Origin of the sequence: Evansella sp. AB-rgal1 (assembly GCF_041820985.1) — a bacterium.
Taxonomy (GTDB): Bacteria; Bacillota; Bacilli; order Bacillales; family Salisediminibacteriaceae; genus Evansella.
The window spans coordinates 15,631-29,355 of sequence record NZ_JBGUAU010000044.1 but is presented as its reverse complement, the minus strand read 5'-3'; the positions used below and the strand labels follow the sequence as shown (position 1 = coordinate 29,355).

Here is a 13,725-nt window from a genome sequence, read left to right as displayed (position 1 = left end):
CGAAAGTTGTGTGATTTAGGGTGTGAAATTACCTGCGTTTTTCTATTTTGCACCGGTCAAGTAAACCCGTTCCCATTTTCCCTCGCTTTCCCACAACCACCAAACGACATATTACGACATAAATCTACGTATTCCTATGGTATATTAGTTGCATATAGATAGAATTCCTAGTTTTGCTAATTCTAAATTAGTTGAAGGAGAACCTGACTTAAACCAACATTGCACATTCCAACTCCAAACACCCTTAGACTATGAACATCAAAAATTTATTATGAGTGAGGTACAACTATGTTAAAGAAATTTTTTGGTAATTTAACTAATAATGAAAAAACAAGTACTATGATTGTTGAAAACAATGATAATGTTGAAAAAAATAAAGAGTTCAATCCCTGGAGAGCAGAGTACATACGTTATAGACAAACAATTAACTACTAAAGTGATAGAAGTTGCAAAAAAACACTTAGTATCCAACATTCTGCATACGGATCAAATACCAGAGAAGAAATTAGCGAATGTAACGAATATATACAAAGTGGCTGGCCAATCCATCTTAGCCTTGTATGACACTACCGTTTTTAATTCTGGAAAAGATGGAATAATCATTTGTAAGCATTTAGTTGGTTGGAAACGAATGTTAGAAGACGCAAAGACAATCAACTTTGAAGAGCTTGTCTTATCAAGTATTGATACGAAAAGATATGAACTAACATCTGGAGATCGAAAGCTAACGTTAGGTTCGAAAGAGTTTGCCTCCTTTTTTCAGAGTTTAAAGAATCACTGCGTAGAAGATGAAACGTTAAGGAAAATGTATGAGGAACACATTACTACTAGCCTTTTGCAGCTAGAGGAACAAATTAAAGGAGGTCACTACCAAGAAGCGACTAGAGAACTTATTCTCATGGAAAACAGGATTGTGAGTTCCCACTCTGAGTACCTAGCCTCCTTATACAATCATGGCTGTGTTTTAAACATGATGATACAGCAGTTCGATAGAGCCTATCAGTACTACGAAATGTTACACGCTTTACAAATTTGGAATGATACTAAACTGAACGAGTTAAAACAAGAGCTAGATAAAAAGAAAGCACTCTATGAATTTGAACTACTAGAAGAAAAAAAAGAAAGAACATTAGCAGAAAACCTATTTGAGGATGCAATTACTATAGTTGAAAGCCAAAAGGAATTACACGTAGTTCCAAAGGCAGAGCTAGATAGGGAAATAGATAGAATAAACAAAATGAAAGATTCCTACATTCTAACTCTTGAAAGGAATATATCTGAAGCTCTCCAAGATGAGAATTACACATCTGTTCTTACGACAATTGAACACTTAAAAAAGCTAACAGATAAATCATATGATGAAGATTATGTAAAAGCAAAAACAGGTTTATATAAATTTGATGAAGCATATATAAGAATTCAAATTATCAAGAACACTAAGGAAGAATTAGCAAATAATTTACTTAAAATAGTGGAGAAATCAAAAGAAACCGCAACACTAGCTATTAGAAACGCTGTGGAGAAGAAAGATTACACTTTTTATCAAGAACATGAACAATTAAGGAGTGCCAAAGTTTCGTGGGGGATGACACCATTAATGCATTTTATTGTGAATAGGGATGAAAAAGGTGTCCAACTATTAGCTGATACACATAACCCCGCTGATCGTAACCTCTTAGGGCATAACGTGTACCATTTAATAGCGATGGTGGACGACTCGTTTGTGGGAGTGGCATACTCCATTCTGGATCCAACGTTTATCCATTTGCAGAACCAACGCAAAAAGAAAGAAAGACTTAATAAGGTAGGCGGCGTTCTATTAAAAGGTGTAGACACAATCAATAATAAAGCACTTTTAAATTTGGAAGTTGCGAAAGCATCAGGTGAAATTAGCGAAAATATGAAGCATTCATTAGATCAGATCGACATGGAAATAGTAGAGTATGCTACGAAAAAATTCGAAAATGAGTACGCTGAGTATTTTCAATCATTATTAAAGCCAGTATATGATAATGAGAAACTAGCAGGATATTTACAGGAAAAACAAATATTAAGTAGGAAAGTACATCAATTAGAAGAAAAAATAGCAACACTCTCAGACTCTTTCGATGAACATTGGAATATGTTTTTGACAAAAACAAAGCTGACCACGTCACGAATGACCCCAGTGACAAAGTCTTTGACAAATCCAAAGACACCAAAGACCGTGTTCCTGAAGGTTTCACTGGTTGCCGTGTGAATTCACGGGGCTTTTCTTTTTGAGAAGAAACGCTGTCTTTACCGACAAAGTCACGATTTCCAAACGTGGAAGCGGTGTTACTGCAACCAAGCTCGTGTGTTTATTTACCATCCCCGCAAAAAGAAAAGCGATGAATAGATATTCTACCCACCGCTTTTAGTCTTATTTTATTGCTATCACAAGTTTTAGTTATTTATCAACAATATTTCCATTAGCTAATAAAAGGGAGTACTCCTCCTCTTCAGTAGATAGTCTTAATATATTACTAGAAAGCTCAAAATCTGTGATTACATCGCTAGTATGCTCCCAAAGTTTTTCTCCACTGTACGTAAGACTAACAACACCTAACTCACATATGACAAGAAAAGTTGAGTCAGTGGCTTTCACCACTTCATAGACAATAGAATCAAACTCCTTAATCCATCTATTTTCAAAGTTTTTTAAATCTACACAATATACTTTTTCATCAATACCAATCAGACTACAACTGTCCATTTTGTTTATCAATATAGATGGTTCAATTCCATGTCCTCCACCAATAATACCTATAAAGGTAGAGTCTATTGTCTTAATACTTATCCCATAAAACTTCTTCATGTCGATACAATTAGCATTGATAACTATACTTTGATGACCTTCAACAAATTCTACAAGTTCTGATTTTGACTCAAACTCTTGAAGCACAAAATCACTAAGATTATTGACTATTCTCATTATCTACCTCCAAAAAGTTTAACTGTTATCAATTTTTCTTTGTCCCATACAGATTCTACTTTTAGTAATCCATTTGGACCACTAAGTAAAGACTCTCTGACGATTCGACCATTATCTTGAGTCTTTAAGATACTTGAAGCATCATTGAAAGAATCAGTTAAGTTACCTAGAACAAGCTTCCTGCCTTTATCATTATTAAAAATCCCAATACTATTCAACTGTCTTTCCATAGCTATTGAACAGTCGATATTGTGTTTAGTACCCGTTGCTTTACCAAAAACATATTCCATCTTACGACCAAAATCAGGTGTAGCTTTTACCGTACCCTTACCAGCACTCCCCACATTACTCACATTATGGCTATCAAGGGTATCCACTCTCTTCGCATTATGCGGCACAGAACTAAAATCTGAGTTCTTAACAAGTTTATACCCTTTACCTCCAGCTTTGGCGATACCTCCTCCGAAGATTGCCGCTGCTGCAACGCCTCTTTCCCAATGCTCAAACTCATAGCCAGTAATATAATCCTTGCCAGATAAGGCTTCCATTCCACCTTTTATATTACCTACTATAGGTACAAAATCCGCTACTGTCGAGACGGCTTGTCTAGGGTTATCCTTTACGGAGTTGTAGGTCCACTCTGCCCCAGATTTCACTTGGTGATAGCCCACTGTTGTCGAAGTCTTCACGTAATTCCATGTTTTCTAGTACCATTTTAAGTCAGGATCTTTCATCGTCTTATGAAGGTTTGTAGCCTGCTCCCGTAGATAACCATCACTTAGTACGTTAAAAGCAACCTTTGCGGCTAGTTTTTTACTCCACTCATCTGCTTTCTGGAGGTTCCTTTGCACCCAATCCATCGGTCTCTTTATTGTGTCCTCCCTTACCTTATTAAAGGTCTTGGAGAGAAATCCGCTACTAAGTACATGAAAAACTTTGCCTAAGTAACTTGCATCTTTTATGTTAGTGGAGTTAACTCGTTTTGTTGCGGTAGTTGAAAACCGCGCCTTTAATTCTTTAAACTTATTTAGATTGCTGGACTTTATCGGTTTACTAGAGAGGATATAATTTCTCCCGTATCTCTCTACTCTCCGTTCGGCTTCTTGATATGATGCCATTGAATGGTTGACAAATTGCTCGAACATATGTAATTTCCGCTCTAAATCCCTAAGCTGGCGTTCAATGTTATTCAAACGTCCACCAATGTTTCTTCTTGCCGTAATCTTCCTATCTATGCTATTCGACACCGAAGTCAATTGTCCTCTCGTAGAAGAAAGTTTTGAACGTTGTTTTCCTAACTGATTATTCGTTCTGAGTACGTCATATACTCGAACCTGTATTCTCGACAAGCACCCCACCTCATTTTTACCTACAGTTACATTAACTGTGAATATGGGAATTATTACTAATATCATAAAGGAGGGTGAAATCAATTGTTTAGAGAATTATGTAACTAATTCCTTAGTAAAATAGTTTCATTTTTCGTTCTGGAAAGCTACATAGGTACGTTATACCTACTACCTAAAGGACAAATATTTCATGTCTACTAAAGACAATCCTAGACTATGTACAGCTGTGGAGACTCTTTCATTCGATTCTTTCACTGATGAATCCGGAAGTCCCACAATCACAATGATTGCCTTTCTTTGTTTCCTCCAATATATTCAAAGTAATTGTTCCTTCTACGAATTGTTTGTAATGGGTTTGTTTAGGTTCTGGAAAATAGGAGAGTACTTTTGAGGTTCGAACATGAGGATTTTCTATTCCAATATATAAGTATGATAGCTACTCCATGAATAATCTTGCGCTCTATCCACCATCTTCGCTTCCAATGGATTTAAGTGAATATATCTACTTACCTCTAAAAAATATGCGTCATTGTCCATTCATTGCGCACCATACCTTCCTTGAAATAAGTGACCCACATAGTGGTGTTCTCTATTAAACCAAACGGCATATCGTGCATGAAGTTCTTTCATAATATCTTTAATATGGAATTGTGTTGTTTGAATTTGAGATGGATATGGCTTGTCATTAGGCAGTAGGAATGGAGAATAAATGGATACATGTTGCGGATATCTTCGAGGATGGAAAGATAGGTGAGATAGTCTTCTCGCGTTTCAAACAGCGCTGTTCTTCGATTACCACGAGCAGTAATATGGTAGCATGCACCCGGATACCAAACACGATGTTTTCTAGACATAGGCATCAACCTTTATGATATTTTTCTATTAATAAACTCATTGTAAATCTATCTATCTAAAATAACAACAAATATCAAATTAGACCAAATACCAGGATCTATTGTATGGTCATATAAATACAAATTGCTCAACTCTTTACTAAATATCGAAATAACAGCTACAACCCACTATGCAATGACAGCCACTTTTTCAACATCTTTACTACATTATTATATTTAGACTTTCGCAATTTACCGCCCCAGGGGGTACCAGAACTTCTGAACTCTTAGTCCTTCAAACGTTTTTTACTTGATACTCTCAATAACATTTTTTCGAGATTCCTGTCGCACGGGGCGCACCAGAACTTCTTTGAGTTGCAATAGAAGGACAAGGAACCTGACCGAGATGATTAGTCGTATTGAGAAAGGGGAAACAATACCAACTGCACCACTTCTTTACCTAATAGCTAAAAGACTTGGGGTAGATACGAACTATTTTTTCTCTAATAACAACTCCTCATCTCCCAAAATTGATTACTTATCAGAAACAATACAACAAATTAGGAATTTAATTTCTCAGAAGAAATTCAAGGAAGCATTGGTATCAATTAAACTTGAACAAAAAAACCCACTCTTTCGGAAGCGTGAATTACAACAATTTTTACTTTGGGGATAAGGTGTGTGTGTATATTATTTAGAACAAAACTTTAATAAAAGTATTGAGCTTATAGAATCTTCTTTATCATTAGGAAAAAAGGGAAAGTTTTCAACATTCGAAGAAATAGAAATTTTGATTAGTTTGGGTGTATTCTATTGCGAATATATAAATTATAAAAAAGGTGTTTCTATCCTACTGAATGCAATAGATAATCTTAATTTTTTACCTTTTATTAAGGATGATAAAGTTAAGATTCGATTATATTACAATATTAGTAAGGCATATCACCAGCAAAAACTATTTAATGAATCAATTAAATATGCTAATAAAGGTATTAAGAACTGTATAAAATTAAAAACGATTTATTTACTCGGTCATTGCTATTATCAAAAGGGAGAAAGTCTTTTCTATATGGAGCAAACCGAAAATGCTATAAAAAATATGAATGAAGCGTTATGGGTATTTGAAAAGACTGAAGATAAACTTTTGTATCATTACGTTTCAAGCGAAATCAATAAAATTGAGAGACTAAACCACCCAAAAGATTTTAGTGATGTAATAATACCGGAATTAAGATAAGTGAAAAAAGGCATTTAAGCAAACAACAAACAAAAGTACTTTTTTAATATCATCTGATCCAATGCTGATTGCAAGGTTGTTTCAACTACAGAATTTGATGTAAAGGTTTATTATCATTAGAAAATTAGAATTCCATTTAAAGACCTGAGGCATTCAAGACTTTCAATGATCTAATTAGAAATGAAGTTGATCACGCTTTCATTTTTGAACTACTCAATGTTATTATCCTACCAATACTATCAGAAGAAAGTCAGTTTGAGGTTAAACGTAACTCCACCCATCCATTTTCTTCAATGGAAAATCATCAACATGTGGTAATTAGAGAATTTTAAATCCTTCTTTTTTTGCAGAAACTATTGCAGGTAACATACCTTCCACTGCTTTTATCGTACCATCGAGTGATAGTAATCCAAGAAAGGGTGCTTCCTTTGGTATCATTTCCCGTATCTCTCCTGCTTCTTTCATATTCCTTATTGCCATCGCTAGATCAAAATAAAGGACTATTCTTCTTTTGTTCCGATGGCGATAAGTTAATAATTATTTTCTTATCAGGTACTTCACATCGATTGGCATACAATGCTGACATCATTACTCGATTTTACGATTCTTTCACGGAAGCATAGGGTAACCCTACCAGACTTCCCCCCTCCATTCCTGGAATCAATTGCACTTCCTCTTGATCCTTGTACCCTTCTAATCCCTTTAGACCAATACTAGGTACAACAGTTGCCATTAAACCGCCTCCAAAGTAAGGAACGTATGTTCTTTTAGAGATATCATACTTCTACAAATCTCTTTTGTCATGAAACATCATTCAACACTGCCAACCTTACTTTGAGGGAACTGTTTAACTCATTAATTAGCGTCAAGTAAGAAGAACAAAAATCCAATATTTGACAAATTCTAACATATTTCGGGTGGTGACAGGCACCTAAAATTTAAGAATGGACAAGTCAGTCATCTTACTAGTAGTGGGTTTAGGGATCTTAGATTGAACATATAGCTAGAGTGTTAGGAAACCATTTTGACTCGTATGAATATAAATCAAATAGTAAGTGAGGTTCATAAAATTGAATGTACTGCAAACAATCTCGTAGGTTTGCAGTACGTTGTGTGTTTAGTTAAGAGTTGTTTTTTTATATTACTCCGTTTTAATCATTAAAACACCTTGAAAGGCATATAGCAAACCAAGGTTTTTCATTTCTATACTTCTTGCTTAACTAAGTCTAATAAAAAATCACCAAAGTCGTTAGCAATTATTTCATATGTTTGACACTCTAAGTCAACTCCCGGAAAAAAAGATACTACTTTTGGTTCTCCATTATCATCAAGCTGATTATAGTCTAAACAATATATTTCGTCACTCCCAGTATCATATATAACTAGCAGATTATCAGGTAGATTAATTTCCCTTCGTTCTGTTAAAGTGTACCATATAGCGTCTGGAACTGATGAATTTTCAAAATCAGTATTAATAATTCCATAAATTTCTTGTGCTCCGAAATTACCTGCTCCAAATGTCTTTAAATAATCAAAATATAAACCAGTAAACTTTAACCCTAATCTTTCTTCAGCCAAACTAATTAATTCATCTGTACGACCACCTACAAAGTCAGCAATCTCTTCTTCATTCAAAATAATTTCCTTTGCTTTTTGATAATTTTCTACACTCATACCCATCCCCCTTTAACATTAAAAATCATTGGCTCTATTTTTCCAGTAATCAGTTCTCCATTTATTAAACTCAGACCTATTTATACCTGAACGCATGGTATTAGGATTGATGTGAATTACAAAACTGTTATTTTTATGGAACGTCTGTGTAACCTCTGCTATCGAACTTTCATTTCTTTGTGTCGTGTGATGAAGGTTTATAGACTTTCCATCTGGACCAAGTGGAGCTAATCCTTTCTTCATTCTTTCAAGGTTAGTTCTACCTCGTGAATCTTTCATATTTGGATTTATAATATCATCTCTTTGGTAAACTTTCACATTTTTAAATTGAGTAGTTTTATTCCAATAATTATAACCATTACCTATACCCTTACCAGCACTCCCCACATTACTCACATTATGGCTATCAAGGGTATCCACTCTCTTCGCATTATGCGGCACAGAACTAAAATCTGAGTTCTTAACAAGTTTATACCCTTTACCTCCAGCTTTGGCGATACCTCCTCCGAAGATTGCCGCTGCGGCAAGGCCTCTTTCCCAGTTCTCAAACTCATAGCCAGTAATATAATCCTTGCCAGATAAGGCTTCCAATCCACCTTTTATATTACCTACTATAGGTACAAAATCCGCTACTGTGGAGACGGCTTGTCTAGGGTTATCCTTTACATAGTTGTAGGTCCACTTCTTGTATGGTCATATAAATACAAATTGCTCAACACTTTACTATGTATCAAAAATAAACAGCTGCCACCCACTATGCAATGACAGCCACTTTTTCAACATCTTTACTACATTATTATATTTAGACTTTCGCAATTTACCGCCCCGGGGGTCAGGAACCATTTTTGGAACCATTTTTACAACGACTCCCTCTCCAGATTCAAAAAATAAATATCAAAAGGGAACATATATGGTGTGGAGTATTCTTCAAATCCATTGAATAATTGGATTTGAAGGGACTAGGTTATGAATGGAAAATATTATAAGATATGAGCTTACAAATTATATAGGACATGCAATTATACACCTAAGAATAAAAATGAACTATACTCAAGAGGATTTAGCTGGTTATACAGGGAAGAATGAGAAATATATAGGGAGAATTGAACGAGGTGAAGTTAGAAATATCACTGTTGATACGTTAACTGATATTAGTTTCGGCCTTAAGATTACTCCCTCTAAGTTAGTGGCTCTTGCAGAAGAATTAGAACGAAACGCTAAAACGAATATGAAGGAGTAGTCTTCCTTACTCCTTCTATCATTTACCAATAATCTACAATGTATTAGAATGAACGAAAATGTGGACCTGTACTCTCCTCGTTATTCCTCCATCCCACATCGAGCCTCTCAGTTTGCCAATACATATATAAGCAGTCAAATCTAATCAATTTATATAAAATAAAATATATAATAACTATTAGGAGTGCATGTGAATGAATGAACAACCAATTGTACTAGAGGACTATGCAATCAACAAGAGAACCCTCGCACTACTTTCTGCAGCACACATCGATTACCAAACCATCGTGTTAGAAGGAAACAACATATTTTACATACGAAAGAGACCGATGGAACTCATTAAATCAGCATGTTACAAAGGCGGTGCTTCGTATGAAGGAAGGAGAGAAGCCACCATCCACGAAACAACAGCCAAGAAAAAAGTTCCCATCGCCATTAATACAAACGAAAACATCTTTGTTTTCCCAACACTTTCACCAAACAACTTTCACTGCAACTGGATTTTCTACCATCACGTCCTCCATGTCATCCCAATCCCGAAAATCCCCAATCAATGCACCATCATCTTCAACAACCGTAAACAAATCACCCTTAACGTATCATCCGAAGTAATCGAAAAACAAATGAACCGAACCCATACATGCACAAAATACTTTTCACTCACCAAAACAACATATAGATAAGAAGCACTGGGGACGGTTCTCGTGCTTCCAAAAGGAGAATGTAACATGTTAGCGAATGGAACAATTGATCAGTTTTCAAATTACTCACAATTCACTAGTTTGGATGAGCTGAATCTCCATATGAGAGCCTGGATAAAAGGCAATCCAGATATATTTTCGAAAAGTGAACTAATCGGTCTTTATCGATTAACACGATATTGTGCAAAGGTTCTTGGGGTCTCAAACGTGAAGATAGGTACGATACTGAAGGGAATTTCCGAAGAATTTAGTGGTAATGGGATTTCCCGCTCCACCTTTAAACGAATGATTGTGAAAGCAAAGGATATTGGACTACTGAAAGTACTTGAGCTAAAACGACAACATAGTGGCGGCCAATCGAGTAATCTTTATGTCATCCAACGTCACCCGAATTGGGCAGAGTCAGTTGTGAAAAAACAGCAGTCAATTGAACCACCATCACACGAAAAATTGAACCCCCATAAAACAAAACAAAAATTAAAAACTAATAATAATAATAAAAAAGAACAGAAACGTAAAGAAACGCTGGATCATACTTACACAAGTGATCGAGTTCCAGTAGCCTTTACAACACTAGTGAAAAACTACTTTGATTGCGCCAAGACAATCGAAGAGCTCTGGAGAATGGCAGAGATAGCAGCTTACAAACAATCCTTTAACGAACCAACGGACAGCATCGTTCCTTTCGCTATCACATCCTTCAAACAAACAGTAAGAGCCATAAAAAACAAGCCAATCCACAAACCAGTGGCCTTCTTTTACAGGATCATCAGTCACAAGTTTTCAAAAGCCTTTTACGATGAACTGGTAGAGATGGGATGTACTTTTTCTGGAGAGAGAATTTCGTTGTTTTTATCACCAAGTAAGATCTAGAAGGTAAAAGAGTTCTAATTGTGAACACATGCAATATGAACTGCTCGTTGTGCCTCCTTCTGTTACCGTAATAGTTTTCATGCGAAAAATTTTTGATTGCCCAAGAACTGTCTCCGTTTTTCTGGGAATTATAATAGCACTCTTGTTTCTTTATGCTCTTTCTAACCAATTATTATTGTCTTGATCATTATTTAAAACACTGGCTAATTTAATAATTTCTTTCAGCCGAGGTAACCACACGGACAAGGGTTCATTGCTGCTATGAAAATGAATTTTGCTGGGTACGTTACGGTGGAGTCTACTATGCTAATGGTTACTTTTACACTTTCCAATGGTTGCCGTAGCATATCCAATGTTTTCTTGGAAAATCCGCCTAATTCATCAAGAAATAACACCCCACGATGTGCTAGCGATACTTCCCACGGTTTCGGGTTTGCCCCTCCACCGATAATAGATACAGCTGATGCAGAATGATGTGGATGTCGATATGGTGGATGTGATAGTGATGAATAAGGAGCTCCAGCTAACTGATAGAGACTAATTTTTTCTAATTGCGCTTCTGTTGTCAGTGTGGGAAGAATAGATGGAAGTGTTTCCGCTAGAAGACTTTCCCCGCATCCAGGTGGACTATCCATGAGTAGATAATGTTCCCCAGCGGCTGCAATTTCCAAGGCACGTTTTGCAAATTCATGTCCTATAACCTGATGGAAGTCTTTCTCTATTATTCTTTGCTCCTCCAAACAACGTATATAGAACCTACTTCAAATTGCATTTAGCATATAAATAGCGTACAAATTATATACCACAAATTCCAATTAGCGTATGAATAGCGTATAATTAACATACCAATTAAGTTAGAAGGGAAGGTAATATGATTTGTACATGCCTAAATTTAGTTATTCCCAACCAATCGTAAAGGACTTAATGTCAATTGAACGTTCTAGAGCAATAGTTGAATTGATGCCTATACCTGCACATATTGAAAGTGACCTAAAAGAACAAGCTAAATTAAAGGCAACACATTATTCTACACGTATAGAAGGAAACACACTTGATTTAGAACAAGTTGCTCGTGTAGTTAAACAAAAACAAGATGATATTAGGATTCCTGTGGAAGAAGAAGTAAGAAATTATTGGGAAGCTCTTTCTTTCTTATCACAAGAAAAACAAAACAAAACTCCAATTACAGAAGAGTTTATCAAACAACTTCACTCTATCATTGATAAGCATGGTACTGGCAGAAAATCTAAAAAAAGTAACTATCGTGGTGCAATGCCACCTGGTGTACTGTTTACTGTATATGATAATCAAACAAAACAACCAGAATATATTCCTCCAGAACATTCAGATGTTCCAACATTAATGAAAGCACTGGTAAAATGGATTAACATAGAAAAAGAAATCCCTGTTCCAATTAAAGCAGCTATTGCTACATATCAACTACTCACAATTCACCCATTTGAAGATGGTAATGGGCGAACAGCACGAGCACTAGCATCATACATTCTATCAATAGAGAATTACGATGTGAAAGGATTTCACTCAATGGAAGAATACTATGTGGAAGATTTACAAGGATATTATAAACATTTACAAATTGGACTACCTGCTCTTTATTATGAAGGGCGTAAAAATCCTGATGATTTAGCCCCTTGGATTGAATATTTTCTAAGAATCATGGCTCTAGCATATGAAAAGGTTGCTAATCTTTCTATTAAATTTGCGACAACCCCTTCAGACCCAAGAATCCTTTCTTTAGAACCAAAAGAAAAAACATTATTACGATTTCTTATAGAACGGAATAGGCCAACTAAACCTAAGGAAATTGCAGAGTTATTTCAAGTAAAGCCAATCACTATTACTAAATGGGCAATAACTTGGCTAGATAGAGGTATTATTGAAGGAGCAAGTGGGAAGGAAAGGATTACTTCGTATCGAATTGGAGAAGCTTATCAAGACTTAACTTTAAATGATTTGGGATATAAAGAAGACTAACGAAAAGAAATAAGAGAAACAGGGTCGGTTCCTGTTTCTCAGTTTCGTAACATCCATCAGAAGTCCTAGGGGTACTAGGAACCAGAACCTGCTCTTTCTAACCAATTGTTATATTCTCGATCGTTATTTAAAACACGTGCTAATGTAATAATTTCTTTTATTTCTATTCCTTTGCTATATACACACGACGGCCTTGCCTATTAGGAAGACCTGCATAAAAAGAAGGACAAGCAACCTGACCCCATGACCTTCTTCAGCATCTTCCACCCCTAAGAACTCAAGGGCATAAAAACGACGGTACCCATCTACTAACACATATTGATTCTCACCTTCTTCCTCAACAATTAATGGCACATTTAACCCTTGTCTACTAATGCTTAATTCCAAACTTAAATCCTTCTCACTTTTTCGATAACTTGTTTCCAACCTTATCTGGGAAAGTTTTATCTTCTTTGGCTGCTTGCTCATGTTGAACCACCCATTTCATTTTTATTAATGGGTATTCAGTGAGTAATTTGTACTATTACAGTATTTTACAGAACTTTTCAAACCATGCTTAAAAGCCCATCACCTGTTAAGTGATGAGCTCGACTATCTCTATGTTCAAAGTACTTCTTAAACTGCATAAAAGTTACTTAATGATTTAATTCCTCTTTGTACTTCTTGCTTTTGTCTCTCTGGTAATGTATCTACCAATTCGCTAAAGTAATCTAGTCCAATTTCCCAACACTCTCTTTGTTTCTCGAAATCTATAATTTCTCCACCATATTCATAATCACTGCCATGGCTTGCGCATTTACCACTAAAGTTAAACTCACATGTCTCGCAAGATTTGTTTATTTTCATAATCAATCACCCACCTTTATTTCAC

At 35.7% G+C, this 13,725-nt stretch carries 18 protein-coding genes and 2 pseudogenes; 7 read left to right on the top strand and 13 right to left on the bottom strand.

Translation table 11 applies throughout. The annotated features are described in order from the left end of the window. The first annotated feature begins 355 nt into the window (after positions 1–355). Positions 356–2,239 carry a hypothetical protein gene (locus ACERII_RS24110; protein WP_373645521.1) on the top strand — a complete coding sequence of 628 codons (1,884 nt, stop codon included), beginning with the start codon at positions 356–358 and terminating at the stop codon, positions 2,237–2,239. Positions 2,240–2,428: 189 nt separating this feature from the next. On the opposite strand, the gene ACERII_RS24105 is transcribed toward ACERII_RS24110, so the two are convergent. From ACERII_RS24105 to ACERII_RS24085, 5 genes are all read right to left on the bottom strand, one after another. Beyond that, entirely contained in the window at positions 2,429–2,953 is a 525-nt protein-coding gene (locus tag ACERII_RS24105; RefSeq protein ID WP_373645520.1) for a hypothetical protein, read from the bottom strand. Further along, entirely contained in the window at positions 2,953–3,642 is a 690-nt protein-coding gene (locus ACERII_RS24100; protein WP_373645519.1) for a pre-toxin TG domain-containing protein, read from the bottom strand. Before ACERII_RS24100 ends, ACERII_RS24105 begins: the two co-directional genes overlap by 1 nt. A 15-nt stretch (positions 3,643–3,657) precedes the next feature. Then, positions 3,658–4,302, bottom strand: a complete 645-nt coding sequence (locus ACERII_RS24095) for a hypothetical protein (protein WP_373645518.1) — start codon at positions 4,300–4,302, stop codon at positions 3,658–3,660. Between the two features lie 168 nt (positions 4,303–4,470). Beyond that, positions 4,471–4,584, bottom strand: a complete 114-nt coding sequence (locus ACERII_RS24090; RefSeq protein WP_373645517.1) for a hypothetical protein — start codon at positions 4,582–4,584, stop codon at positions 4,471–4,473. Positions 4,585–4,928: 344 nt separating this feature from the next. Beyond that, positions 4,929–5,156, bottom strand: coding sequence for a transposase (locus ACERII_RS24085; protein ID WP_373645516.1), 228 nt, complete (start codon positions 5,154–5,156; stop codon positions 4,929–4,931). 385 nt (positions 5,157–5,541) lie between these two features. On the opposite strand from ACERII_RS24085, the gene ACERII_RS24080 reads away from it, so the two are divergent. Together ACERII_RS24080 and ACERII_RS24075 are read left to right on the top strand one after the other, a co-directional pair. Further along, positions 5,542–5,811: a helix-turn-helix domain-containing protein gene (locus ACERII_RS24080; RefSeq protein WP_373645515.1), complete on the top strand. Its 270-nt coding sequence runs from the start codon at positions 5,542–5,544 to the stop codon at positions 5,809–5,811. 3 nt (positions 5,812–5,814) lie between these two features. Further along, complete coding sequence (locus ACERII_RS24075) at positions 5,815–6,372, top strand: hypothetical protein (RefSeq protein WP_373645514.1); 558 nt, start codon at positions 5,815–5,817, stop codon at positions 6,370–6,372. Between the two features lie 318 nt (positions 6,373–6,690). On the opposite strand, the gene ACERII_RS24070 is transcribed toward ACERII_RS24075, so the two are convergent. The 5 genes and pseudogenes from ACERII_RS24070 to ACERII_RS24050 form a co-directional block, all read right to left on the bottom strand. Then, entirely contained in the window at positions 6,691–6,852 is a 162-nt protein-coding gene (locus tag ACERII_RS24070) for a magnesium chelatase domain-containing protein (RefSeq protein ID WP_483867436.1), read from the bottom strand. A 118-nt stretch (positions 6,853–6,970) separates the two neighbouring features. Further along, on the bottom strand, positions 6,971–7,105 hold the full coding sequence (locus tag ACERII_RS24065; RefSeq protein WP_373645512.1) for a hypothetical protein: 135 nt from the start codon (positions 7,103–7,105) through the stop codon (positions 6,971–6,973). A 470-nt stretch (positions 7,106–7,575) separates the two neighbouring features. Then, positions 7,576–8,046 (bottom strand): SMI1/KNR4 family protein, encoded by a 471-nt coding sequence (locus tag ACERII_RS24060; RefSeq protein WP_373645511.1) that lies wholly within the window; start codon positions 8,044–8,046, stop codon positions 7,576–7,578. Positions 8,047–8,064: 18 nt separating this feature from the next. Beyond that, on the bottom strand, positions 8,065–8,487 hold the full coding sequence (locus ACERII_RS24055) for an HNH/ENDO VII family nuclease (protein ID WP_373645523.1): 423 nt from the start codon (positions 8,485–8,487) through the stop codon (positions 8,065–8,067). A 27-nt stretch (positions 8,488–8,514) separates the two neighbouring features. Further along, positions 8,515–8,685: pseudogene (locus tag ACERII_RS24050) on the bottom strand (pre-toxin TG domain-containing protein); the annotation flags it as partial. A 331-nt stretch (positions 8,686–9,016) separates the two neighbouring features. Here ACERII_RS24050 and ACERII_RS24045 point away from each other — a divergent pair. The 3 genes from ACERII_RS24045 (at position 9,017) to ACERII_RS24035 (ending at position 10,859) form a co-directional block, all read left to right on the top strand. Further along, entirely contained in the window at positions 9,017–9,286 is a 270-nt protein-coding gene (locus ACERII_RS24045; protein ID WP_373645510.1) for a helix-turn-helix domain-containing protein, read from the top strand. Between the two features lie 193 nt (positions 9,287–9,479). Next, entirely contained in the window at positions 9,480–9,968 is a 489-nt protein-coding gene (locus ACERII_RS24040) for a competence protein ComK (RefSeq protein WP_373645509.1), read from the top strand. A 45-nt stretch (positions 9,969–10,013) separates the two neighbouring features. Beyond that, positions 10,014–10,859: a hypothetical protein gene (locus ACERII_RS24035; RefSeq protein WP_373645508.1), complete on the top strand. Its 846-nt coding sequence runs from the start codon at positions 10,014–10,016 to the stop codon at positions 10,857–10,859. Positions 10,860–11,083: 224 nt separating this feature from the next. Here the strand turns inward: ACERII_RS24035 and ACERII_RS24030 are convergent. Next, positions 11,084–11,572, bottom strand: a pseudogene (locus ACERII_RS24030) (ATP-binding protein); the annotation flags it as partial. A gap of 169 nt (positions 11,573–11,741) precedes the next feature. On the opposite strand from ACERII_RS24030, the gene ACERII_RS24025 reads away from it, so the two are divergent. After that, positions 11,742–12,854, top strand: coding sequence for a Fic family protein (locus tag ACERII_RS24025; protein WP_373645522.1), 1,113 nt, complete (start codon positions 11,742–11,744; stop codon positions 12,852–12,854). 174 nt (positions 12,855–13,028) lie between these two features. On the opposite strand, the gene ACERII_RS24020 is transcribed toward ACERII_RS24025, so the two are convergent. Both ACERII_RS24020 and ACERII_RS24015 read right to left on the bottom strand, forming a co-directional pair. Then, positions 13,029–13,322 (bottom strand): ParB/Srx family N-terminal domain-containing protein, encoded by a 294-nt coding sequence (locus tag ACERII_RS24020; protein WP_373645507.1) that lies wholly within the window; start codon positions 13,320–13,322, stop codon positions 13,029–13,031. A gap of 147 nt (positions 13,323–13,469) precedes the next feature. Beyond that, complete coding sequence (locus tag ACERII_RS24015) at positions 13,470–13,700, bottom strand: hypothetical protein (protein ID WP_373645506.1); 231 nt, start codon at positions 13,698–13,700, stop codon at positions 13,470–13,472. Positions 13,701–13,725: the final 25 nt, after the last annotated feature.

Coding starts and splice junctions, on each gene's coding strand:
- ACERII_RS24110 (WP_373645521.1), top strand. CDS start 356: ATGATAATGTTGAAAAAAATAAAGAGTTCAATCCCTGGAGAGCAGAGT.
- ACERII_RS24105 (WP_373645520.1), bottom strand. CDS start 2,953: ATGAGAATAGTCAATAATCTTAGTGATTTTGTGCTTCAAGAGTTTGAG.
- ACERII_RS24085 (WP_373645516.1), bottom strand. CDS start 5,156: ATGTCTAGAAAACATCGTGTTTGGTATCCGGGTGCATGCTACCATATT.
- ACERII_RS24080 (WP_373645515.1), top strand. CDS start 5,542: ATGATTAGTCGTATTGAGAAAGGGGAAACAATACCAACTGCACCACTT.
- ACERII_RS24070 (WP_483867436.1), bottom strand. CDS start 6,852: ATGGCAATAAGGAATATGAAAGAAGCAGGAGAGATACGGGAAATGATA.
- ACERII_RS24065 (WP_373645512.1), bottom strand. CDS start 7,105: ATGGCAACTGTTGTACCTAGTATTGGTCTAAAGGGATTAGAAGGGTAC.
- ACERII_RS24060 (WP_373645511.1), bottom strand. CDS start 8,046: ATGAGTGTAGAAAATTATCAAAAAGCAAAGGAAATTATTTTGAATGAA.
- ACERII_RS24045 (WP_373645510.1), top strand. CDS start 9,017: ATGGAAAATATTATAAGATATGAGCTTACAAATTATATAGGACATGCA.
- ACERII_RS24040 (WP_373645509.1), top strand. CDS start 9,480: ATGAATGAACAACCAATTGTACTAGAGGACTATGCAATCAACAAGAGA.
- ACERII_RS24035 (WP_373645508.1), top strand. CDS start 10,014: ATGTTAGCGAATGGAACAATTGATCAGTTTTCAAATTACTCACAATTC.
- ACERII_RS24025 (WP_373645522.1), top strand. CDS start 11,742: ATGCCTAAATTTAGTTATTCCCAACCAATCGTAAAGGACTTAATGTCA.
- ACERII_RS24020 (WP_373645507.1), bottom strand. CDS start 13,322: ATGAGCAAGCAGCCAAAGAAGATAAAACTTTCCCAGATAAGGTTGGAA.
- ACERII_RS24015 (WP_373645506.1), bottom strand. CDS start 13,700: ATGAAAATAAACAAATCTTGCGAGACATGTGAGTTTAACTTTAGTGGT.